Raw genomic sequence first — 23,109 nt, forward strand, 5'->3', positions numbered from 1 at the left:
TACGGTGACGATGACGACCCTCTCGCAGGGATGGACCCTCAGCCTCGGTGCAGGACACGGCGGTGCGGGTATTCCCGCCTCGGTTCCGGCCACCGTGCCGGGTTGTGTGCACACCGACCTGCTCGACGCGGGACTCATTCCCGACCCCTACGACGGCAGTAACGAGAAACTCGTGCAGTGGATCGGCGAGGCCGATGCGCAGTACCGCACCACCTTCGCCTTTGTCGACGAAGGACACGAGCGCGTCGACCTGGTCGCGCAGGGTCTGGACACCGTTGCATGCGTGACGCTCAACGGCACCGAGGTGGGGCGCACCAAGAACCAGCACCGCAGCTACCGGTTTGACGTGCGCTCTCTGCTGTCCGAAGAAAACCAGCTGGTCGTGGACTTGGATGCGCCGCTGCGTGCGGCGCGCGAGTCGGAGCAGCGGATCGGCGCCAAACCACTGGTCGGCGATGCGCTGCCCTACAACGCGTTGCGCAAGATGGCTTCCAACTTCGGGTGGGACTGGGGGCCCACGCTGACCACGTCGGGGATCTGGGCACCGATCAGCATCCACCAGTGGTCCACGGCTCGTCTCGCAACTGTGATTCCCTCCGTCACGGTCGACGAGGCCGGACGCGGGCGGGTGGATCTGGCGGTCGACCTGGAACGCACCGGTGCGCACGAGGTCACGGTGGACGTCGAGCTACAGGCTCCGAACGGCACGGCGACCCGGCACACCGAGACGACCACCGCGGCGCGCGCGCAGCTCGCCCTGACGGTGGACGAACCGCAGTTGTGGTGGCCGCGCGGGTACGGGGATCAGCCGTGTTATGCACTGACAGTGCGGGTTTCGTACGACGGCGTCGAGCTGGACAGTTGGACGCACGATGTCGGGTTCCGCACCGTGGTCGTGCGGGTCGAACCGGACGAGCACGGCACCTGTTTCGAATTCCACATCAACGGTCAGTTCGTATGGATCAAGGGCGCGAACTGGATTCCGGGCGACTGCTTCCCGAGCCGGATGACCCGCGAGGGGTACGAGGCGGCCATCCAGCACGCAGTCGATGCAGATCTGAACCTGGTGCGCGCCTGGGGCGGTGGAATCTACGAGAGCGATGACTTCTACGACGCGTGCAACCGGCACGGCATCCTGGTCTGGCAGGATTTCGCCTTCGCCTGCGCGGGATACTCCGAGGTTCCGGAGATGTGGTCAGAGGTCGAGGCGGAGGCACGCGAGAACGTGGCGCGGCTCGCGCCCAACCCCTCGCTCGTGCTGTGGAGTGGTGGCAACGAGAACATCGAGGGTTACCTGAGGTGGGGTTTCAAGGAGCGGATGGCGGACGGCGAGGCTTGGGGAGGCGGCTACTACAACGAGCTGTTGCCGGGAATCGTCGCCGAACTCGATCCGGGCCGTGCCTACATCCCCTCCAGTCCGTATTCACCTGCCGACTGGACCGACCCGACGAACCCGGACCACGGTCCGGTGCACAGCTGGAAGGTGTGGTTCAGCGCGGACTATCTCACCTACCGCGACGCGACCCCGCGGTTCGTGGCCGAATTCGGCTTCCAGGCGCCGGCCGCCCACGCGACCCTGATGCCCGTGATCCACGATGACCACCCGGCACCTGACTCACCCGACATGCTGGCCCACCAGAAGGCCATCGACGGCAACGGCAAGCTCGAGCGCGGTTGGGAGACACACCTGCCCGACCCGACGTCGTTCGACGACTGGTATTTCACCACCTCGCTGAACCAGGCCCGCGCCATCACGTGCGGTGTCGCGCACTACCGGTCGCACGCGCCACGCAACGCCGGGTACATCATCTGGCAGCTGAACGACTGCTGGCCGGCGATCAGCTGGGCGATGGTCGACAGCGGCGGTCGTCGCAAGCTGCTGTGGTACGCGCTGCGGGCCCTCAACGCGCCCCGTCTGCTGCTGCTGCAACCGCGTGAGAACGGTGTGGCACTCATTGTGAGCAACGACAGCGCGGACGCCTGGCAGGACACGGTCGAGGTGGCTCGAGCCGGGTTCGACGGCCGCATACACGACATGGACGAGGTCGTCATCGACGTCCCGGCACGGTCAACGGTCACCATCGAACTCGGAGCCCACCTACAGACCCCGGTCGATCCCGCCCAAGAGCTGATCGTCGCGAGTTGCGCATCTGCCAGCGCCGGGCGCCGAGCCTGGTGGTGGTTCGAGGAGGACCCGAGGTGTTCGACATCGTCGACCAGTTCATGCTCGGCCCGTCGCTGCTCGTGGCCCCGGTCACTGAGCCGATGCTGCACGGCCCGGACTCCACGCCGTTGACGGACGTGCCACAGTTCCGCACGGTCTATCTGCCGGAGGGCACGGACTGGTTCGATTTCTGGACCGGTGAGCGCTACCGCGGCGGGCAACGCATCACTGCCGCCGCCCCGCTGGACCGCATCCCGGTGTTCGTCCGCGCCGGCACGATCCTGCCGTTGGGCCCGCAGGTGCAGCACACGGAGGAGGACCCGTGGGGACCGCTGGAGCTGCGCATCTACCCCGGTGCGGATGCGTCGTTCGACCTCTACGAGGACGCAGGCGACGGCTACGGCTACGAGGCAGGCGAGTTCGCCTTCGTGCCGATCCGCTGGGATGACGACGCGCAGACCCTTACCGTCCAGCCGCGCGAAGGTGACTTCGCCGCGGTACCTGCGCAGCGGTCGCTGCATCCCGTGGTCGTCTCGACCAGCACGTCCGCCATATCCGCCCCATCCGATGTGTCGGATGCGGCGATCTCCTACGACGGGACCGGCGACCGATGGTCGGCGACGCCCGCCCGATGAATACCAGTGAAATCACCACCAACAGGAGGAATGTTCATGTCTGAGATCAACCGTCGTAGTACCCGCAGGACCATGCTCACAGGAGCGGCCGCAGCCGCCGTGGGGGTCGGAGTGGTGCCCCAGGCGCTCGCCGCGACCAACACCACGGATCACCTGACTGCAGAGCATCGGCGCCCCAAGAAGGGTGACCCGTCGCCGAAGCGCCCTTTCGTCACCACGCGCAACGGCAACTTCATGATCGGTCGCGACAAGTTCCGCTTCGCCGGCACCAACACCTACTACCTGCACCAGCAGTCGCATTACATGATCGACGCCGCGCTCGATGACGCCGCGAAGATGGCCCTGCCGGTGATTCGCGCCTGGGCGTTCGCCGACGGCCTCTCCAACGCCATTCCCATGCAACCGCAGCCCTACACCTACGACGAGGCAGCGTTCGACAGCCTCGACTACGCGGTGTGGCGGGCCGGCCAGCTCGGTATCCGGCTGTCCCTCGGATTCACCAACAACTGGTCGTCCTACGGCGGTATGCCGCAGTACGTCAGCTGGTTCCTCGGGCTGGCCGACGACGAGTACGGGACAGCGGTCAACCACGACAAGTTCTACACGACCGCATCGATCAAGAAGTGCTACAAGGCGTGGGTCAAGCACGTCGTGACAAGAGTCAATCCCTACACGGGGCTGCGATACAACCAGGACCCGACGATCATGACGTGGGAACTGGCGAATGAACCGCGCAACCGCAGCGACAAGACCGGCAAGGTGCTGCTGGCGTGGGCGCGGGAGATGAGTGCCTACGTGAAGTCGGTGGCGCCGAGGCAACTGGTCGCGCTGGGCGACGAGGGCTTCTACGGGGAAGCCGGGAACACCGACTACCCCTACTCGGACTATGAGGGCAACCACTGGAAGGAACTCACCGCGCTGCCGGATATCGACTACGGCACCGTGCACATGTACCCGCAGAGTTGGGGCACCGCCGCCCAGGCCGATCCCATCGGGTGGGGCACCAAGTGGATCACCGACCACATCCGGGACGGCAAACGTCTCGGGAAGCCCGTCATGATCGAGGAGTTCGGGCTCACCATCGAGCCCGGTCCCATCCCCGACGCCGCTACCCGGACGAGCGGTTACCAGACCTGGACCACGACGGTGCTCAACGCAGGTGGCGCAGCAGACATGTTCTGGCTGTTGACCTCTCGCAACGACGACGGCTCGTTCTACGCGGACTACGACACCTTCCGCATCATCTGGTACCCCACTGACCCCAGCTACCCCACTGCTCAGGTGTTGAGCAATCACGCCAAGGTCATGGCCGGAGTGAGCCTTGCGCCAAACCGGGCAGCGCGGGCTCTGCAGGCACCTCCACGGGTCATTCCGAAGGTGAAGGCCGCGAAGCTGCCCTGATTTTCCACGACAGCGGGGTAGCAAAGTGGCATTCATGGCCGTTGACCCGCAGCTAGCCTGTCCCGATGCAGCATTCCTCTGACGTCGTCGGTCTGGTCCTGGCGCGGCCCGCCCGCATGCTGGGAATCGAACCCTTCTTCGCAGAGTTCATCGCGGGCCTGGAGGAGAGACTGTCCGCAGACGGGCGGTCTCTCCTCCTGCGGGTGGTCGCCGACCATGCGGCGGAGATGGCTGAATACCGTCGATGGGCGGGCGGCTCGATGATTGAGGCCGTCGTCGTGGCCAACCTGCACACCGGTGACCTGCGGGTACCCCTGCTCCTGGAGTTGGGGCTACCCGCAGTCGCCGTCGGTGGTACCGCCGACGGGATGGCCATCTCCAATATGTGGGTCGACAACGCCCAGGCCGTGACCGACGCCGTCACGTGCCTGGCGCACCTGGGTCACGAACACATCGCGCGGGTCAGCGGGCCGAAAGAGCTGCATCACACCCGCCTGCGCGACGAGGCCTTCGCCGCTGAGTGCGAACGCCGGTCGATTCGTTCGGCTGTCATCCCGGCCGACTACTCCGAGGAGTCCGGCCGCGACGCCACCCTTGCGCTGTTGCGCGTTCCCCAGGGACCGACCGCGATCATCTACGACAACGACGTGATGGCGCTCGCCGGCCTCGCCGTCGCTGCCACGATCGGCAGGAAGGTACCGACCGATCTGTCGATCCTGGCGTGGGACGATTCCACCCTGTGTCGGCTGTCCAACCCGTCGTTGTCAGCGATGACGCTCGATGTGCACGGTCTGGGAATTCAGACGGCCGGTGCGCTGCTGGACACGTTGGCCGGCAGCGCCGCAAAGGTCTACCAAGTGCAGCCGCCACACCTGAGTATGCGTGGATCCACCGCAGTAGCGGATCTGAGCCGAGCCGGGGTTGCTCCGAAGTGAGCTGAGTTGCGGCCGGGGCCTGACCTTGTCCGGTCATCGGGCGGTCTACTAGATCCCGGTGGGACCGGCTGGTGATGAATGTGCGGATACTCAGCCGGTGGCTGGTTGAGCGCCGCGGGTCAGCGCCCTGGACAAGGTCCGAGTACTCGAAGCAATACCACTCAGGACAGATGTGGCAAGGCTGGGAAAAAGGTCTGTGGAGAAGCCTCTTCGGAAGCATCCAGAAAGCAGGGATGTGGATAACTAGATGCCCAATTATGTTCGGCGGCAACAATATTGGATGAATTAACCCTTGCCTGATTGCTCGAACACCCGTATGATAAAGACATCAGTTCGAATCGTTTCTACGTGGTGGAAGGGGCGCATCGTGAATTCCACAGCCATTGATGTCGCGCTGACACCACCTCCGATGATCGTTTCCGCCACGCTGTGTGTGGGTGCCGCGCTGGTGGAGCTGGTGATTCAGTTCGAGGCCGGTCTGCGCGAGTTGCCAGGTGCTTTGTATCAACTGGATGAGGCTGGGTTGGGAAGCCTGGTGGGTTCGTTGTTGGGGATTGTGGGGCGTGCCGAGAATGTGGCTGCGTTGGCCACGGCGGATGCCTTGACGCGGGGGACGGTTGCGAATTCGACTGCAACTGGTGCACCGGGGTGGGTGGCGCAGCAGGCGCATGGGGTGGATCCGGTGGTGGTGCATCGGGCGGGGGCCGTCGGGCGTGATTGCGCGAACCCGGTGAATCGGGTTGTGGCGCAGTCGTTGGCTGCCGGGTCCGCGTCGGTACCGGCTGCGGCGGTCGCCTTGCGCGAGGTGCCGAACGTGCTGAAGCAGTTGCCGTGCGCGGACCGGGACGACCTGTTGCTGCGGTATCTGAGCTTGACCAGGTTCGGTTCGCGGGCGCTGAAGGAGTTGTCCACTCTCATCATTGGTCGTTTCGCGCCCGAGCAGTTGGTGCGTGATGAGCAGGTGCAGCAACAGCGCGAATCTGTGCACTGGTACGACCTGTCTGGTGGGTTGACCAGGTTCGAGGCCGATCTGTCTGCTGGGCACGCCGCGACGGTGAAACACGCGCTGCTGTTCCTGTCCGCGCCGGCACCGCAGCCTTGCCCTGACGGTGCGTTGACCAACGGGGATGGCGCCTGCTCAACCGTTGAGCAGGCGCAACCAATGGCCGGTGCCACGGCGCCTGATCGTGATGTTCGGACCCCGGGGAAGCGGCGTGCGGACGCGCTCGTGCGGTTGGTGGAGACTGCTGCGAACGTCCTGGATGGCACCGCGTCCCGCCCGGTGGGGGAGATCGGCGGCACCGCAAAACTCGTGGTGACCTTGGATTACGACACTCTGCTGGCCCGCCTGCAGGGCACCGGTCTCCTCGACGTGGCGGATCACGCAAGTGCCCCGACCTATCTGGCGGGTGTCGGGCGCACGACCGACGGGCAGCTACTCGATGCCGGGACCCTGCGGCGGTTGGCGTGTGACGCTGATCTGATCCCGATGGTTCTCGGCGGGGCATCACAACCATTGGATGTGGGCCGAGCAAAACGCCTCTTCACTGGCGGGTTACGAGCGGCGATCATCCACCGGGACCAGGGGTGCACGTTTCCCGATTGTGATCGACCGCCGGACTGGTGCGACGCACACCATGTGAATCCGTGGTGGTCAGGTGGCGAAACGAGCCTGGCCAACGCAGCACTGCTATGCGCTCGACATCACACCATCGTGCACCGTGACCTGCTGAGCGCACATCTGGAAGCCGAGGGCGTCACCTGGAACAGGACCCCCGGACTGATGCCGAACACGGCGAGCTGATGGGCGCAGGCACGCTACTTTGCCGTCGTAGAAATACCAGGTCGAGAGGGTCACTTCCCCGGCTGCGGACAGGGCGGCGCGTGGTCCGAGTGCGCCGACCCGGAAACGTCCGTATGCGCGATACCGAACGGCGGGACCAGGATGCCCGGCGCCGGTGCGCCTGCGCTGTCGGCCGGCCGTGGGTCGGGTGGCTGCACGCTGACCGGTTTCCCGCTCAGGTTGCTCAGCTGCACCGTGAGCGCCGACGGGTCGTGGCCCTGCCGCACCTGGACGTCGACTTCCTCCGGGATGGTCATCACCTCGAGGTTGCCCTCCCGGTATGCGCTCGCAGCCGCCGGCCCGAACCGGTCCAGCGGCAGGATCTCGGCTACCTGTGCATCGACCCGGGCAGTGCGTCCGAAGCGAGTGGAGGCTGCGGGTTCGTACTGTGCAGCAGCCTCGAACCGATAGCGGAAAGTCACCGGGCCCGGTTGCCAGGCAGGGGTGTTGCAGGGCCAGAAGTTGTTCATCACGTAGGAGAACAAGTGGCTCTGCTGCGCTGGGAATTGCGTCGGCCAGCGTCCGCGCACGATGTCACCGGTACAGAAGAGCGGCGCGTCCAGCGGCGTCCAGCGGATCTCGCCCTCCTGGGACTGGACCGAGACCGTGTTCGTGACCGCCGCCCACTCATTGGAGGCGCCCGGTCCGTGCTCGGTGGCCGGGGTCACCCAGCCGAGCGGGCGGTCGTACCGCAGCACCGGTGCGGTCCCGGCGAACGGGAAGGCCACGTAGACAGCCTCCATGTCAAGACACGGGGCCTTGCTGAAACTGATGTCGAGATCGCAGACCGCGCGCTCGTCGCGCAGCAGCAGCTCGATGGTCACGGCGTCCAGGCCTGCCCCGGCACCCCGCCAGCGCAGCCGCATCCCGTCGGGGGTGGGCTTCACGCCGACGAAGGTCAGCTGTGGCGACTCCTGCACCAGGTCACTGGGCTCGGGATCGGGGACGTAACGGAAGTTCTCGATCGACAGGGTCCGGGCGCGGTGGTGATCGTGGATGTCCGGCGGGTTGGCCAGCTGCTCGGATGCGTCCGCATCGAAGGGAGTCTGCGCTGCCCGGACGAGCTGGCCCAGCTGGACGGGCGAACCGTCCTGCAGCAGTTCCCGCCCACTGCCGCGGTGCACCAGCGAGCGGGGCAACTGAGTCGTCGCGTCGAGGCGAACCTCCCAGCCCTTACTGATGATCGGCTCATCGGCGGGTACCCGGATGAAATCGGGCGGGCCCTCGATGGTCGGGGAGGGTTGGCCGGGCCCAGCCTGGCCACCGGGCAGGGTGAGCTGTCCGGCGGTCATCGGCAGGAAGCGCCACGAGTGGGCCGCCATGGCGCCCAGGTGGATCCGGACCCGACGCAGGCCGGCGCAACTGCTGAGGATCTCGATCGGGACGGGACCGTCGGCGTCCAGCAGATCGACACCTTCGGGCAGGTCGAGCTCGCCGTCCAGGTCGGCCGTCCAGGCATGCGGGTTGTAGGCAAGGAACCCCGGGCCGTGTATGTCGGCCAGTTCGGACAGCTGTGCCAGGTGGCGCCGCATCTCGTCGATCGCGACGCGGTGGGCATCGTTGATGTAACGCACCTTCCAACCGAGCTGGTCGGCCACCGGCGACGCATGCGGGTGCGCCATGGTGCGGGCCCAGGTCAGGGTGTGTTCGGCCGCGACCGACAGATCGGCCCAGGCTCGATCCAACTCGGTGCGGTTCGTACGGACGTTCCCGGCGGCTGCAGACACGAGCGCGCCCAATGTCTCGGCGGCCGGTAGCAGCGCCTGGGTACGCCGGTAGACCGCGAAGTCCGCTGCAGCAGAACCGACTCCGTCCTCCCAGTAGGAGCCCGTCTCGCTGCGCCACAGCGGTAGCCGGTCGCGCAGCGGGGCGACCGCAGCGAGGTACTCATCAAAGGTGCAGACCCGGAAACGCGGCCAGGCGAAGGCTTCGTTCCAGCGCTGCACGAAGCCGGTGTCGCCGTCGGCAAGGTCTTCGTTGTCGGCATGGGTGCCGATCACGGCGAGGTCGCTGGGCAGGTAGTCCGGACGTTCGTAGCGCGACAGATAGCGGCCCAGACCGTCGGCGGCGCCGGCCACTGCCTGCGGGTCGGCGGCGATGAATCGCAGTTGCGAGTAGTGGTCGGCGAAGTGGGCGAGTACCTCGCTGCCGTCCGGTCCCTGCCAGCGCACCGGGGAGAGCAGGTGCAGCTCGTCGCTGGTATCGGTGGCTGCCCGGCCGTGGTTGGACATTCCGACGAAGGCCTCGATCCCGAGGTCGGCCAGGACCGTGGGGATGGAGCGGGAGTACGTCGGAACGTCGGTGAGGTTGGCGTAGCGCAGACCGGTGGTCCGCGAACGCGGTAGCGACAGGCTCATATCGGTCGAGCGGTACAACTCTTCCAGACTCACCACCCCCGTCAGGAAATTACTGTGGAACGCGTTCACCCCCAGGCGCCCGGCCGCGATGGCCTCGCGCATCGCGTCGCCCCGGTGGGGTGGCCTGGTGCGTAGGTACTCCCGGGCGATCACGCTGCCGTCGACGCAGAACCGGAAGTCGGGGTCCAGCGCCATCGCGTCCAGTGCGCGGTCGATATTGCGGCAGTGCAGTTCCAGGACCTTGCCCTGCGCGTCGGTGAATCCCAGGTCCAGGTGTACGTGCGGGATCAAATGCAATGTCCAGCGCCGGCATGGCGTGATCCGGTGCTGGTGCAGCTGTCCGTCGAGGTGAACATCGACCGTGCTGGGCGCGTCGAATCCAGGCACGGGCACCCGGAATCGCACCATCCCGAAGTCCCGGTCAGGGGGCGGGCCGGGCAAAGTTTCCTGCGAGTTCGGCCAGTCGACCACGACCGATGCGGGTGGCGTCGTACCCGCTGGCCACGTCACGTCCACGTCGACCAGTTCGGCCTCGGCACCTGAGTCGTCGGCGCCCGTCTCGCTGTCCTCGTCGGGTACGTAGAACGGTGTGGGTCGCAGCTGCACGACCGGCCCAGCCGGGATGGACGCGACCGACGTCAGCTCGACCCCCGACCACCGGATGTAGGAGCCGAACCACTGCCCGTAGTGACCGCGCGCCGCGGGTAGTGATTCCCCTGTGACGTAGCCGATCTCGTGAGTGGCGCCGAAGCGGCCCTCGCCCACGGCGGCGGCCCGGTCCAGGGCTGTGGTGACGGTGATGACGTGCGGACCGGGTGTCAGCCAGTCGGCCGGAAATCCGACCTGCAGGTCGACGAAGCCGGCTACCGGACCCGGCTCACCGGTCTGGGTGCGGTCCTCGCGGACGACCACGGGATGGAACAGGCCGCGGTGCGCCCCGTCGAGGGTGATCTCCAGGTCGGGGCACGGCCCGCGTTCGACGCAGAACTGCAGCGACAGCAGCACCGCGCTCGCCTGCAGAATCTCGAACCGGACAGCCACCCGGTGGCCCCGGAACCCGCCGCCCGCGTCGAACACCCCAGGGTGCACCGCCGGCCAGGACGCTGCACCTTCGGATCCATCGGACACGTCGAGCGTGATGGTCGGCAGACCGTCGGTCAGTTGCCAGTCCGGCGTACCGCCTTCCGCGGGACGACAGGCCCACAGGGTCGAACTCATGACGTCGCGGTGGCCGGTCGGTGGATCACCCGAGGGTCGGCGTACAACTCCCGCACCGCGTCCGGGCTGTTGTCGTCGGTGAGGAACGTGGTCCAGGTCATGAACCACGCCCACTGCGGCTGCGCGGAGAGGATCTGCGGGGTTGGCAACTCCCCTACCTCCCCGAGGGCGATCGGGCGGCCCTCGCCGAGCTCGAGGAGTTGATCGTGATGGGACTGGGCGTAGTCGTCGTGATAGACGTCGGCCGCAAGGATGTCGACGACGTCGTGGCCGGGATAGAAACCCGCGTAGTCGGTGGCAGTGTCACCCGGAGTGTCGCGCGGGGCGTTCGCGTTCCAGACCCAGATGAGGTTGTCGAGCCCGTGCACCTCGACGAGTCGGTGGTAGAGCTGGCGGTAGAGCGCGGCGTAGCCGTCCTGTCCGGGGCGACCGCCCCACCAGAACCACGTGCCGTTCATCTCGTGATAAGGCCTCCACAGCACCGGGATCTGCGCGTCGCACAACTGCGCGAGCAGCTCCGCGATGACGTCGACCTGTCGTTGCCAGCGGGTGTGGATGTCGGTGCCGGGGGTGAGCAGGTCGCGCCAGTCGTCGTCGGCGAGCATCCCGTTGCAGATGTCGTCATCGAAGGTGACCGGTTCTTCGCTGGTGGGCCGCACGGCGTGCCACATCAAGGTGATGACCGACCCGGCGGCGTGTTGGCGCTGGGCTTCGGCGATCACGTCGGGCCGGAAGTTGACGCCGTCCAGGTCGCCGTCGGCGGAGAAGCCGAAATCCTGACCCCAGACCGCCGGAGCATGCCCGGTGAGCTGCTCAGCAATATTGCTGTACCGGGAGATCTGCTGCGGTGCATTGTGCTGCCCGGACAGGGTCCGGGTGGCGGACACGGAGTAGACGAGGTCGAGCAGTGCGCGGGCCTGCGGTGTCGCCTGCTGATTCACCGGCGGATGAGACGTACGGGTCATCGGGTCTCCTTGAGGATCAGGTATGAGCGTGCCCGCCGCGCATGTCGGCGACTCGTAGGTCATCGACATCCACGACAGTCAGTGCCTCGTCGAGGTCCTGCGCCCGGTCGGCGCGAGGCTGGGCCCACACCACCTCGCAGTTCGCCAGGCGCACATCGGTAAGTCGTTCGAGGTGGATACCGCTGGTGACGTGCGGGGTCAGGGACATCCCGGGAAGTGGCCGCAGATCCCAGTGACCGCCGGGCGCGCCGGTCCACCGGTCGATCTCGACGCGGACGTCCGACAGAACGACCCCCTCGATACAGCCGGCTTCCTTCGAACGGATCAGGATTCCGTTCTCGCCGCGCGCCAGGATGTTGTGGAACCGGATGTTGCGCGCGGTGCCGCTGCCCCCGCGCCACGGGTAACTGGAGATGTGGATCGGCTCGCCGTGCCCCCAGAAGCGCTCGTCGCAGAACCGGGTCTCGACGACGATGTCGGTGAAGAGCACATTGTGCACCCCGCCGGGCTCGGAGAGTTTGAGTGCGAGCCCGCGGTTGCTGTCGGAGATCACGCACGCGCTGACCACGCAGTTGCGGATGGGTGAAGCGATCTCGGACCCGATACAGATCGCGGCCGACCGGCTGACGATCGTGCACCCGGTCACCGTGATGTCTCGGCAATCGCCGAATTCTTTGGATTCCTGGCAGGACTTGATGCAGATGCCATCGTCGGCGGTGACGATGTCGCAGTTCGCGATCCGTACCCGCTGACAGGTGTCGATGTCGATCCCGTCATTGTTCGGCAGCAGCAGGTCGTTGGCGATGGTGACCGCATCGATGAGGACGCTGCTGCATCCCGACAACCGGACCGTCCAGTACGCGCCGTCCACGATCCGCACGTCGCGGATCGTGACCCGCTCGCAGCCGATGAGGAAGATCGTGTACGGCCGCACGTGCGTCATCTCGTAGATGCCGCCGAGGTCGGAGGTGATGAAGAACCGGCCGCCGCCGTCGATGGTGCCGGCGCCGGTGATCGAGACATCCCGGGCATCGACCGCCGTGATGAACATGGTGCTCAGCTCGGGGTCCTCGCCGGGGGAGCCGTTGGACAGCCCACCGGTCGCCCGCCGCATCGTGTAGTCGGCGTCGTCGGGACTGGCCTGCAGGGTCGCGCCGGCCTCGAGGTGCAGTTCGATTCCGGAGCGCAGCGCGATGGTGCCGCAACGGAAGGTGCCGCCGGTCGGTATCACCACGCGCCCGCCCCCGTCGGCGTGGCATGCGTCGATGGTGGCCTGGACGGCGCCGGTGTCATCGGCCCGGCCGTCGCCCACGGCGCCGAATTCGGTGATGCTCCTCATCCGTTGCTTCGCCTCCAGTGGGTGGCTGGGCTACCAGTCATGGACCGTGCCGTCCTTCAGCCGGTTGAACGGTAGATACGCGGGTTGGTAGGGCATCGTCGCCGCGAGCTCGGTGTCGAGTTCCACGCCGATACCGGGAGCCTCACCGGGATGCAGGTAGCCGTCCTCGAAGCGGAAACTCTGCTGGAAGACCTGGTTGGTGAGCGCCCCGTGCGGCATGTACTCCTGGATGCCGAAGTTGTGGATCGCCAGGTCCAGGTGCAGCGCAGCCGCCATACCGACCGGTGAGATGTCGGTGGGTCCGTGGATGCCGGACTTGATCTGGTACTGCGCCGCGTAGTCCAGCAGCTTGCGCATCGCAGTGATGCCGCCAGTATGTGTGACAGCGGAGCGCACGTAGTCGATGAGCTGGTCGCGGATCAGGGTCTGGTAGTCCCACACCGTGTTGAAGACCTCACCGATGGCCAGCGGGGTCGTGGTGTGCTGGCGTACGAGTCGCAGGGCGTCCTGGTTCTCGGCGGGGGTGCAGTCCTCCAACCAGAACAGGTCGTACGGCTCCAGGGACTTGCCGAGCCGGGCGGCCTGGATCGGCGTCATCCGGTGGTGGCCGTCGTGCAGCAGCGGCAGTTCGGGCCCGAATTCGCTACGGACGGCTTCGAATACGGTCGGCAGGTGGCGTAGGTAGGCCGCGGTGTCCCAGTCCTCTTCGGCCGGTAGCGGGGCGCGCTGGGCCGGTTCGTAGTCGTACCGCGTGCCGGTGGCGCTGGGTTGGGCAGCGACCCCGTAGACGGCGTCGACCCCTGGGACCGATGTCTGCACGCGGATCGCGCGGTACCCCAGTGACTGGTGCTCGCGGATGGAGTCGAACAGCTCCGGCAGATCCCGGCCGGACGCGTGCCCGTAGGCGCGGATCCCGGTGCGCGAGGCGCCACCCAGCAGTTGGTAGAGCGGCATGTTCGCGGCCTTGGCCTTGATATCCCACAGGGCGACGTCGACCGCCGCGATCGCGGCCATCGTCACCGGGCCGCGACGCCAGTACGCCGATCGGTAGAGGAACTGCCAGGTGTCCTCGATCGTGTGCGCGTCCCGGCCGATCAGCAGCGGCACGACGTGGTCGCGCAGATAGGTGGCAACTGCCTGCTCGCGCCCGTTGAGGGTGCCGTCGCCCAGGCCGGTCACCCCGTCGTCGGTGGTGATCTTGAGGGTGACGAAATTGCGGTCCGGGCTGCAGACGATGACTTCGGCGGCGATGATCTTCACAGGAGTTCCTTCAGGTGGGTTGTGACGGCCCCGGCGAAGGCCTGGTGGTCGGGTAGATCGGCTCCGAAGATCTCGGGAAGGTCCAGCAGTGCAGCGGTGATCGAGCGCGGATCCGACCCGGCATCGCGGACAGTGCGGTGCAGAAGGGGCGCGAGCGGGTCCTCCAGCGGCAGCGGTCGGCCGGCGGCGTCGGTGGCCTTGGCGACGTAGGCCATCCACCCGGCGACCGCGAGTGCCACCGAGTCCGGCACGTGTCCCGCGGCCAACCGGTCGCGTGCGGTGGGCAGCAGCCGCACCGGCAGTTTGCGCGATCCGTCCATCGCGACCTGCGTCGTGCGGTGTCCGAGGGCGGGGTTGGCGAACCGGTCCAGCACCTGCCCGGCGTACTCCTGCGGGTCGATACCGGTCGGCACGTGCAGGGTGGGTATGACGTCGTCGCGCACCAGCGCCTCCGCGGCGTGCCGCAACCTCGGGTCGGCGACTGCCTCGGCGATCGTGTCGTGGCCGGCGAGCGCGCCGAGGTAGGCGAGCATCGAGTGGGTGCCGTTCAGGATGCGTAGCTTGAGCTGCCCGTACGGCGCCACGTCGTCGACGAACATCGCTCCCGCGCGTTCCCAGGCAGGCCGCGGTCCGGCGAAGTGGTCCTCGATGACCCACTGTCGGTACGGTTCGGCGACGACGGGGGCCTCGTCCCGGACACCGAGCAGCGCTTCGACCTCAGCGCGGTCCCGGTCGGTGGTGGCGGGCACGATGCGGTCGACCACGGAGCACGGGAAGGTGACGGAAGCGGCGACAAAGGCCGCGATGTCCTCTCCCTCACCAGAGGGCAGGGCATAACAGAAGTCTTCGACGAGTCGCTGCAGGATCGCTCCGTTGTCGGTCAGGTTGTCGCATGACATGACGGTGATCGGCCCGGCGTCGCTGTCGGCGCGAGCTTGCAGGCCCCGGACGAGCTGACCGATGACGCTGCGGCTGCCGGCCTGCCCGCGGCTGCGCCGCGTGAGGTCATGCGCCACCGCATCATCGGATCGGTCCAGTCCGCCGCGCTGCCCGGTCGGGTAGCCCTTCTCGGTCACGGTCATGGTGACGATGTGTGTGGCCGGGTCGGCGAGCCGGTGGAGCAATCGGTCACCCTCCTGCGCCGCGAAGAGGACATCGCTCACCTGGGCGACGATGCGCGCGGAACTGTGTGAGCGGCCGCGTTCCAGAACGGTGTAGAGGCCGTCCTGGGGTCTCAACTGATCGACGACGGTGCGAGAGCGTTGGGTGACGCCGCAGATGCCCCACCGGGTATCACCTGTGCTGACCGCTGCGTCCTGGGTCATCAGGGCCTGATGGGCGCGGTGGAACGCGCCGATCCCGAGGTGCACGATTCCGATCGCCTCGGTGAGCTCCGCGTCCGGTGGCAGCTGCACGTCAGCCTGCGGTGCGGGCAGGTGGGCGCGCGACAACCGCGGCAGCCGGCCCGATCGCGGCGTGTTGGCTGTCATCGGCGCACCGTTGCGCGTGGCTGCACAACGCCGGGCGGTGCGGTGGATTCGCGCACGATCAACCGGGTGGAGAGCGTGACATGCTGCGCCACCGCTGTCGGGTCGCGCATCGTCTGCAGCAGCAGTTCGACGGCTCGGCGACCGAGTTCCTTCTTCGGCACATCGACCGTGGTGAGCGCCGGATGAAGCATGGCTGCCATCTCGATGTCGTCGATACCTACGACGCTGAGGTCGCTCGGCACTCCCACGCCGCGGTCGCGCAGCGCGCTGATCAGCCCGACAGCGCACAGGTCGTTGTAGGCGACGACGCAGGTGACCCCGGCGACGAGTACGCCGTCGGCCGCGTCCCGGCCACCCTGGAAGGTCGGTGCGAAATTGCCGAGTTCGACCAGGCGCACTTCGGATGCAGCGGCCGCTGCCTGCAAACTATGCAGCCGTTCGCGGGAGGACCAGCTGGACCGGGGGCCGGCGAGATACCCCACGTCGCGGTGGCCGAGACCGGCCAGGTGTTCCACTGCCGCCCGCATCACGCTCGGACTGTCGATCGTGACGCTCGGGATCGAGCCGCTACGGCGGTTCGCCAGTACGACCGGCACACAGGTCGCGGCCTCGCGCAGCTGCGCGGTCTTCATCCGTGGTGAGCAGAGGATGATGCCATCGACCTGTTCGGCCAGCGAGCGCACGACGCCGAGTTCGACCTGCGGGTCTTCGTCGGTGTCCGCGATGAAGACCTGATATTCGCAGGTGCCGGCCGCGGCCTGGATCGCCTTGACGACGCTGGGAAAGAAGGGATTGGCCAGATCGGGCAAGACCAACCCCAGGTTGCCGGTGCGCCCGGTGATCAGGCTGCGTGCTGCCCGGTTGGGCCGGTACCCCATCGAGTCAGCCATCCGGGTGATGCGTTCGCGCGTCGTGGGGTCGACCATCGCGGGGTTGCCCAGCGCCCGTGAAACGGTCGCGGTAGAGACCCCTGCGGCTCGCGCCACATCGCGGATGGTGATGCCCATTCCGCTCTCCTCACGCCCCTTGTCAATCCCTCTTGGGCCGCATCAAGTCTGAAACCGTTTGCAGGACATGTCAAGGATCTACCGGTAAGGATCTGGTGTGCAATGCTTTGCACGCCTCTAGCGTGACCTGGGCGACTCAGCCGACTCAGCGAGCCCAGCCAGCCGTGGCCGAACCGTCGATGCCGAGGAGCTGCGATGTCTGCGAAGTTGACCCTGCACCCTGACCGCGCGCTGCCCTGCGAGCCACGGGTGCGGGAGGTCGCGCGTGCCCTCTACGGCAGCACCCGCGATCTGCCGCTGGTCTGCATGCACGGCCACGTCGACGCGTCGCTGTTCGCTCGCAACGAGCAGTTCGCCGACCCTGCCGCACTGTTGATCACTCCCGATCACTACGTGACCCGGATGCTGATCTCGCAGGGGGTGGCGCCGGAGGATCTGGGGGTGGCGCGTCGTGACGGCGGGCCGGTCGAGATCGATCCTCGGGCGATCTGGCGTCGCTTCTGCGAAGGGTGGCGGTTCTTCCGCGGGACCCCGTCCCGGTACTGGCTGGAGCACGAGCTGGTCGAGGTCTTCGGGGTCGATCTGGTGCCGTCGACGCAGACGGCCGACGCGATCTTCGACGTGGTGTCCGAGCGACTTGCCGACCCCGCGTACCGACCGATGCAGTTGCTCGACCGTTTCGGCATCGAGCTGCTCGCCACGACCGACCCCGCGCAGTCGACCCTTGCCGAGCACCGTCGCCTCGCCGAGCAGGGGCCTGAGCAACAGGGCCACCGGATCATCCCGACCTTCCGGCCTGATGCCCTCGTGCAGCTCGCGACCCCGACCTGGCGCCAGGGCATCGAGGAGCTCGCTGTCGCCGCAGACGTCGAGACCGGTGACTACGCGGGATACCTCGTGGCCCTGCGGGCCCAGCGGCTGCGATTCGTCGCAGCCGGCGGGTTGGCCACCGACCACGGGCACCTCACGGTCGACACCACCCCGTTGCCCGAGAGTGAGGCGGCTGAGATCTACCGTCTGGCTCGAGCCGGTGAGGTCTCCCCGCCGCAAGCGGCCGCCTTCGAAGCGCACATGCTCTTCACCTTCGCGCAGCTGGCCACCGAGGACGGACTGGTCATGCAGATCCATCCCGGGGTGCTCAGGGATCATCATCTCGACAGTTTCCGCATCTACGGTCCCGATATCGGCTTCGACATCCCCGTCCGCACCGACTACACCAGGGCCCTGCAGCCGATGCTGCAGCGGTTCGGCCGCGACCGCAATTTCCGGGCCATCCTGTTCACGGTCGACGAGACGAGTTACTCCCGCGAGCTTGCGCCGCTCGCGGGGGCCTACCCGTCGCTGCGACTCGGCGCCCCGTGGTGGTTCCTGGACAGTCCCGACGGGATGCGCCGCTTCCGCGAAACCGTCACCGAGACGGCCGGCTTCTACAACACCTCCGGATTCGTCGACGACACCAGGGCATTCGCCTCCATCCCGGCGCGGCACGACCTGTCGCGGCGGATCGATGCCGGCTACCTGGCCCGGCTCGTGTGCGAGCACCGCCTGACCCAGGACGAGGCCGTCGAGACCGCGATCGACCTTGCCTACAACCTGCCCAAGACGTCGTACGCACGACGCGCCTGACCGCGGCCCGCGCCTTTACGGACTGCGACAACCCGCGACACCACGACCACCCACCCGACTTGCCCGAACCCGACTTGCCCGAACCCGACTTGAAGGAGAGCGATCATGGCGTTCTACGACCTACCCGCCGCGGAGCTCGCGACCTACGATCCGCAGTTGCCCACTCCTGCGGATCTGCGGCAGTTCTGGGACGACACCCTGTCGGAGGCCAGGAGCTTTCCGCTGGCTGTCCAATTCACACCGGTGCAGACTCCGCTGACTGCCGTTGAGGTGTACGACGTGACGTTCGCGGGCTGGGGCGGACACCCGATCAAGGCCTGGCTGCTGGTGCCGGTGCACCGCGAGGGGCGGCTGCCGTGCATCGTGGGCTACCTCGGCTACAGCGCAGGACGCGGCTACCCGCACCAATGGCTGACCTGGCCCAGCGCCGGGTTTGCAACGCTCGTGATGGACACCCGCGGTCAGGGGTGGAGCCCGCATACGCCGGGTGCCACCGCCGACCCGGTCGGCAGCGGCCCGTCGGTGCCCGGATTCCTGACCAAAGGCGTGGAATCGCGAGAGACCTACTACTACCGCCGCGTCTACACCGACGCGGTACGCGCCATCGAGGCTGCGCGCAGCCACCCTCGGGTCGACCCCGACCGGATCGGTCTCGAAGGTGGCAGCCAGGGTGGCGGACTGGCGATGGCGGCGGGCGCGCTGTGCCCGGATGTACGGGCGGTCGCGGCGAACGTCCCGTTCCTCACCCACATCCGGCGAGCGACCGAGATCGGGGTGGAGCACCCCTACGCCGAGCTGGTGCAGTATCTGCGCAGCCGTCCCGATCGGGTGGAGGAGACCTTCGCGACGCTGTCCTACTTCGACGTCGCGGTGCTCGCCCGCCTCGCGACCGCGCCTGCGATCTTCGCGGCGGGGTTGATGGATCCGATCTGTCCGCCGTCGTGCTGCTACGCGGCGTTCAACGCGTGGGGCGGGCCCAAGGAGGTCTTCGGCTATCCCTACAACCAGCACGAGGGCGGCTCGGGGCTGCACGACGGACGCGTCCTGCAGTTCTTCCGCGACCGACTCGGCTGACCGCCCACCGGCAGGTGCCGCGGTCGCATCTTGTGCCCAGGGTGTAGCTATTGCCGCACCTGCATCAAAAGATGCAACCCGAGAGAGGCAGCGGGGCGGCGCCGGTCGGTGCCCTCCGCCTTGGCGTTTCAGGAGACCAGTGTGCCGACGATGGGTAATTCGCCTGCCTATTGACAATGTGCCCCGATCGCAGGACCGTTACCTCGTCGCCGGTAGCGGGACTGACGACGACTCTCTTGATGAGTTTCCGTAGCCCCCTGCACCCGAATGTCGCTTTCGAATGGCACGTTCCTTTTCCCTGGTTCACGCCGGGTCCCATTCATGCTTATTACCTGCTCCGAGTAGGCGGCTCCATCATGCGCGCAGTACGCAAAACGACATTCGTTGTCGCGTTGTTCACCGGATTCGGTTTGAACGTCGGGTGGGCCCAGGCGGATCCGCCGCCGACGCCGGTAAAGGGACTACCGAGCCTGACTGCCCCGATGATCACCGGTCTCGCGAAGAACGCGGACCAGAAGGTCATCGTGATCATGAAGAACCAGCACCTGAATGTGCCGGCGACTCGCAAGAACGCCGGCGTTCGCGCCGGCTTGGTGGCCACCGATCAGGGCCCGGTGATCGCCGATCTGAAGCACACCGGTGCCAAGAAGATCCGCACCACCAAACTCATCAGTAGTGTGCTGGCCACCGTTTCGGCGGGTGAAGCGAAGCGTCTTGCCGCCGACCCGAACGTCGCCGCAGTGGTGCCTGACCTGAAGATCTCGATCCCGGCACCCGTCACTCAGCAGGCGCCGACGACCGAACCTTCCTGTCAGCCCGGTTCGGACGGGGTCGAGCTGGACCCGGAGGCGCTGAGCGTCATCCACGCGAATTCCACGAATCCCAACGATCAGACCGCCAGCAAGCTGGGTATCACCGGCAAAGGGGTCACCGTCGCCTATATGGCCGAGTCGATCGACCCGAACAACCCCGGCTTCGTCCGTGCGGACGGTACGCATGTGTTCACCGACTACAAGGACTTCACCGGTGAAGGTGCCAACACCGACGTCAGTGGCGGCGAAGCAATCCTGGACGCGAGTTCCATTGCCGCCCAGGGCAGGCAGGTCTTCAGCATTCCCGGGTGCAAGTTCCGGGTCGAAGGAGTCGCCCCTGGTGCGAACCTGGTCGGGCTCAAGGTGTTTCCCACCGGTGACCTGGTCGCGAGCACCTCCGGACTGCTGGAAGCCATCGAGTACGCCGTCACGGTCGACCACGTCGACATCCTGAACCAGTCCTTCGGTTACAACCCACTGCCTGACACCACCGCAGACCTCATCCGTCAGGCCGACCAGGCCGCGATCGAGGCAGGGACCACCGTTGTCGTCTCCACCGGCGATGCCGGGCCGACGAACACCATCGGGTCACCGTCTGCGGACCCCCAGGTGATCAGCGCAGGCGCCACGACGACATTCCGCACCTATGCGCAGGCGAACATCGCCAACTACTCCTCGATCAAGGCGACCGGGTGGGTGAACAACAACATGAGCGCCCTCAGCTCCGGCGGCATCACGGAGGGAATCAAGAGTCCCAACCTGGTTGCTCCCGGTGACTTGAACTGGGTGCTGAACAACAGCACCAAAGGCGTCTACAACGCCGGCATCAGCGGCGGCACCAGCGAGGCGGCTCCCCTCACGGCAGGTACCGCGGCACTCGTGATCCAGGCTTACCGGCAGACGCACTCCGGAGCCAGTCCCACACCTGCGCTGGTCAAACAGATCCTCACCTCAACGGCCGATGACCTGGGACACCCCGGTTATCAGCAGGGCACCGGGCTGCTCGACAGCTACAAGGCGGTGCAGGCGGCGATGTCGGTCAAGACCAGCGCCGGCGCACCCACGGCAACCGGCAGCACCCTGCTGACCAGCATCAGCCAGCTCGATGCCGCCGGTGCTCCCGGCCGCAACCAGCGCTTCCGCCTGGGGGTCACCAACGCCGGGCAGAGCACGCAGACGGTCAAACTGTCCGGGCGGACCCTCGGTGCCTACCACCAGGTCAGTTCCAAGAAGGTAATGCTCGGCTCGAGCGTCGGGGAACACTTCAACGGCGTGAACGCGCAGAAGATCACTTTCAAAGTGCCGGTCGGCGCGTCGCGGCTGCAAGCTGACGTCGCCGCACCGACCAACGACTCCAGCCTGGACGTCACTCTGCTGGATCCGCTGGGTCAACTTCAGGCGTACAGCCTGCCTCAGGGTGGCGGCAACCACGGTGCGGTCGACGTTCGCTACCCGGCGTTCGGCACCTGGACGGCGATCATCACCGACGCTCCAGCGGCTGCCGGCGGGTATGAAGGGCCGGTCCGATTCCAGGCCTCAACCGCGACATACCAGTCGTTCGGCAAGGTGTCTCCGAGCTCGATCACCCTCGCTCCCGGAGCCTCCCGTACGGTCACCGTTTCGACCCGGACGCCGTCCGCGCCTGGGGACCTCAGTGCTGCTCTGGTACTCAACGCACCGTTCGGCCGGCAGACCTCGGTACCCATCAACCTGCGTAGTCTGGTCCCGCTCCGCGGTGACTCGGGCACGTTCAGTACCTCGGTCACCGGCGGGAACGGTCGCGGCGGCAGCCCGGCTGTTACCAGGTTCTTCCAGTTCGACGTGCGCGCCGGGCAGCGTGCGCTCGACGTCCAGACGACGGTGTCAGCGGCTGCCGTCGACAACTACAACCTGTATCTCGTGGACCCCAGCGGTGAGACCGTCGGACACGCGAGCAACCAACTGGTGGTCGGGATGAAGCCGTCCGGTCCGGTGACGGTGCTGGAACGCGGTGCGCGGTCGCACGTGCTGAACCCTGCTCGCGGCCGGTGGACCCTCGTGGCAGCGTTTGCCAACCCGGTGGCCGGAACTGCATTGTCGACCACCTTCACGGGGACGGTGCGGCTCGCGCCGTTCGTGCCCGTTGTGTCCGGGCTGCCGAACAGCAGCACGACGACTCTCGCCGCAGGCAAGACCCACGTGGCCAAAGTGACCGTGCGCAATGACGGTTCTGCCCCGGAGACGTACTTCGTGGATCCGCGGCTCAACTCTTCCACCACGATTTCGCTGCCGTCGTACACGCCGGCCACCAACCTGACGTTGCCTTTCGGGCCGGCGGCGGCTGCGACACCGCAGTGGATCGTGCCGACCGAGACCAGCTCACTGGACGCTGCTGCCGAGGCGACCGCACCGGTCACGTTCGACTGGGCGCCCTACCTGGGCAACCTGGGTGGCGACCTGAACGGTGACCCCGACCTGGGCGCCACCACCTCCGGCAACACCGCTGCAGGTCACTGGGCCGGCTCACCGGTGACGCCGGGGGACTGGCTGATCAGCCCGGCACTGGTCGGTCCGTTCACCGGCCCGGCACCGAAGGCGACGGTCAACCTCGCGATGTCGGCCACTACCAAGGCCTTCGATGCGTCGACCACTTCTACGACCGGCGACTTCTGGGCCACTGAAGCCGGCCAGGGTGGCACCTTCACACCGGTGATTGTCCAACCGGGCCAGAGCACGACGATCTACGTCACGATCACCCCATCGGGTAAGCGCGGCCACGTTGTGCAGGGCACGCTGTACGTGGACGACGCGTCGTCGCTGAGCCCGTTCGGCCAGGCAGTCCCCTCAGGTGAGGAACTGGCTGCGATTCCGTACAGCTACCGAGTGGGTTGAGGCAAGCGGGTTCAGGCAAGTGGGTTGAGGGGAGTGGGCCAGCACCGGGACGCGTGTCCTGGTGCTGGCCCACTCGTTCGTTGCGCGCAGCCAGCGCTGGGGTTGCGCTTTG

14 protein-coding genes are annotated in these 23,109 nt (G+C 66.9%); 8 read left to right on the plus strand and 6 right to left on the minus strand.

Features of this window, described 5'->3' with window-relative positions; translation table 11 throughout:
• Nucleotides 1–10: 10 nt before the first annotated feature.
• From V3G39_03150 to V3G39_03170, 5 genes are all read left to right on the plus strand, one after another.
• The gene (locus tag V3G39_03150; GenBank protein ID XAS78168.1) at nucleotides 11–2,296 is read left to right on the plus strand and encodes a glycoside hydrolase family 2 protein; all 2,286 of its coding nucleotides are present in this window, start codon (nucleotides 11–13) and stop codon (nucleotides 2,294–2,296) included.
• The gene (locus tag V3G39_03155) at nucleotides 2,200–2,799 is read left to right on the plus strand and encodes a DUF5110 domain-containing protein (GenBank protein ID XAS77050.1); all 600 of its coding nucleotides are present in this window, start codon (nucleotides 2,200–2,202) and stop codon (nucleotides 2,797–2,799) included. Before V3G39_03150 ends, V3G39_03155 begins: the two co-directional genes overlap by 97 nt.
• Before the next feature lie 36 nt (nucleotides 2,800–2,835).
• Nucleotides 2,836–4,200: a cellulase family glycosylhydrolase gene (locus V3G39_03160; GenBank protein ID XAS77051.1), complete on the plus strand. Its 1,365-nt coding sequence runs from the start codon at nucleotides 2,836–2,838 to the stop codon at nucleotides 4,198–4,200.
• 65 nt (nucleotides 4,201–4,265) lie between these two features.
• Nucleotides 4,266–5,135, plus strand: coding sequence for a substrate-binding domain-containing protein (locus tag V3G39_03165; protein ID XAS77052.1), 870 nt, complete (start codon nucleotides 4,266–4,268; stop codon nucleotides 5,133–5,135).
• Nucleotides 5,136–5,502: 367 nt separating this feature from the next.
• Nucleotides 5,503–6,939 (plus strand): DUF222 domain-containing protein, encoded by a 1,437-nt coding sequence (locus tag V3G39_03170; GenBank protein ID XAS77053.1) that lies wholly within the window; start codon nucleotides 5,503–5,505, stop codon nucleotides 6,937–6,939.
• A gap of 50 nt (nucleotides 6,940–6,989) precedes the next feature.
• On the opposite strand, the gene V3G39_03175 is transcribed toward V3G39_03170, so the two are convergent.
• From V3G39_03175 to V3G39_03200, 6 genes are read right to left on the minus strand one after another with little or no spacing between them, the layout of a single operon-like run.
• Nucleotides 6,990–10,553, minus strand: coding sequence for a hypothetical protein (locus V3G39_03175; GenBank protein XAS77054.1), 3,564 nt, complete (start codon nucleotides 10,551–10,553; stop codon nucleotides 6,990–6,992).
• Nucleotides 10,550–11,518, minus strand: a complete 969-nt coding sequence (locus V3G39_03180; GenBank protein ID XAS77055.1) for a glycosyl hydrolase — start codon at nucleotides 11,516–11,518, stop codon at nucleotides 10,550–10,552. The genes V3G39_03175 and V3G39_03180 overlap by 4 nt, the downstream gene beginning before the upstream one ends.
• A 16-nt stretch (nucleotides 11,519–11,534) precedes the next feature.
• Nucleotides 11,535–12,857, minus strand: coding sequence for a glycosyl hydrolase family 28 protein (locus V3G39_03185; protein XAS77056.1), 1,323 nt, complete (start codon nucleotides 12,855–12,857; stop codon nucleotides 11,535–11,537).
• A gap of 30 nt (nucleotides 12,858–12,887) precedes the next feature.
• Nucleotides 12,888–14,117 carry a D-mannonate dehydratase ManD gene (manD, locus tag V3G39_03190; GenBank protein ID XAS77057.1) on the minus strand — a complete coding sequence of 410 codons (1,230 nt, stop codon included), beginning with the start codon at nucleotides 14,115–14,117 and terminating at the stop codon, nucleotides 12,888–12,890.
• A complete protein-coding gene (locus tag V3G39_03195) occupies nucleotides 14,114–15,607 on the minus strand; it encodes a mannitol dehydrogenase family protein (protein XAS77058.1) in 1,494 nt (497 codons plus the stop codon). The genes manD and V3G39_03195 overlap by 4 nt, the downstream gene beginning before the upstream one ends.
• Nucleotides 15,604–16,614: a LacI family DNA-binding transcriptional regulator gene (locus V3G39_03200; protein XAS77059.1), complete on the minus strand. Its 1,011-nt coding sequence runs from the start codon at nucleotides 16,612–16,614 to the stop codon at nucleotides 15,604–15,606. The genes V3G39_03195 and V3G39_03200 overlap by 4 nt, the downstream gene beginning before the upstream one ends.
• 195 nt (nucleotides 16,615–16,809) lie before the next feature.
• Between V3G39_03200 and uxaC the strand changes: the two genes are divergently transcribed.
• The 3 genes from uxaC to V3G39_03215 all read left to right on the plus strand — a co-directional run bounded on the left by uxaC (nucleotide 16,810) and on the right by V3G39_03215 (nucleotide 22,997).
• On the plus strand, nucleotides 16,810–18,240 hold the full coding sequence (gene uxaC / locus V3G39_03205) for a glucuronate isomerase (protein XAS77060.1): 1,431 nt from the start codon (nucleotides 16,810–16,812) through the stop codon (nucleotides 18,238–18,240).
• A gap of 105 nt (nucleotides 18,241–18,345) precedes the next feature.
• Nucleotides 18,346–19,314 (plus strand): acetylxylan esterase, encoded by a 969-nt coding sequence (locus V3G39_03210; GenBank protein XAS77061.1) that lies wholly within the window; start codon nucleotides 18,346–18,348, stop codon nucleotides 19,312–19,314.
• A gap of 356 nt (nucleotides 19,315–19,670) precedes the next feature.
• Nucleotides 19,671–22,997 (plus strand): hypothetical protein, encoded by a 3,327-nt coding sequence (locus V3G39_03215; protein XAS77062.1) that lies wholly within the window; start codon nucleotides 19,671–19,673, stop codon nucleotides 22,995–22,997.
• The last annotated feature ends 112 nt before the right edge of the window (nucleotides 22,998–23,109 follow it).

The sequence above is a fragment of the Dermatophilaceae bacterium Sec6.4 genome (assembly GCA_039636865.1).
Classification (GTDB): Bacteria; Actinomycetota; Actinomycetes; order Actinomycetales; family Dermatophilaceae; genus Allobranchiibius.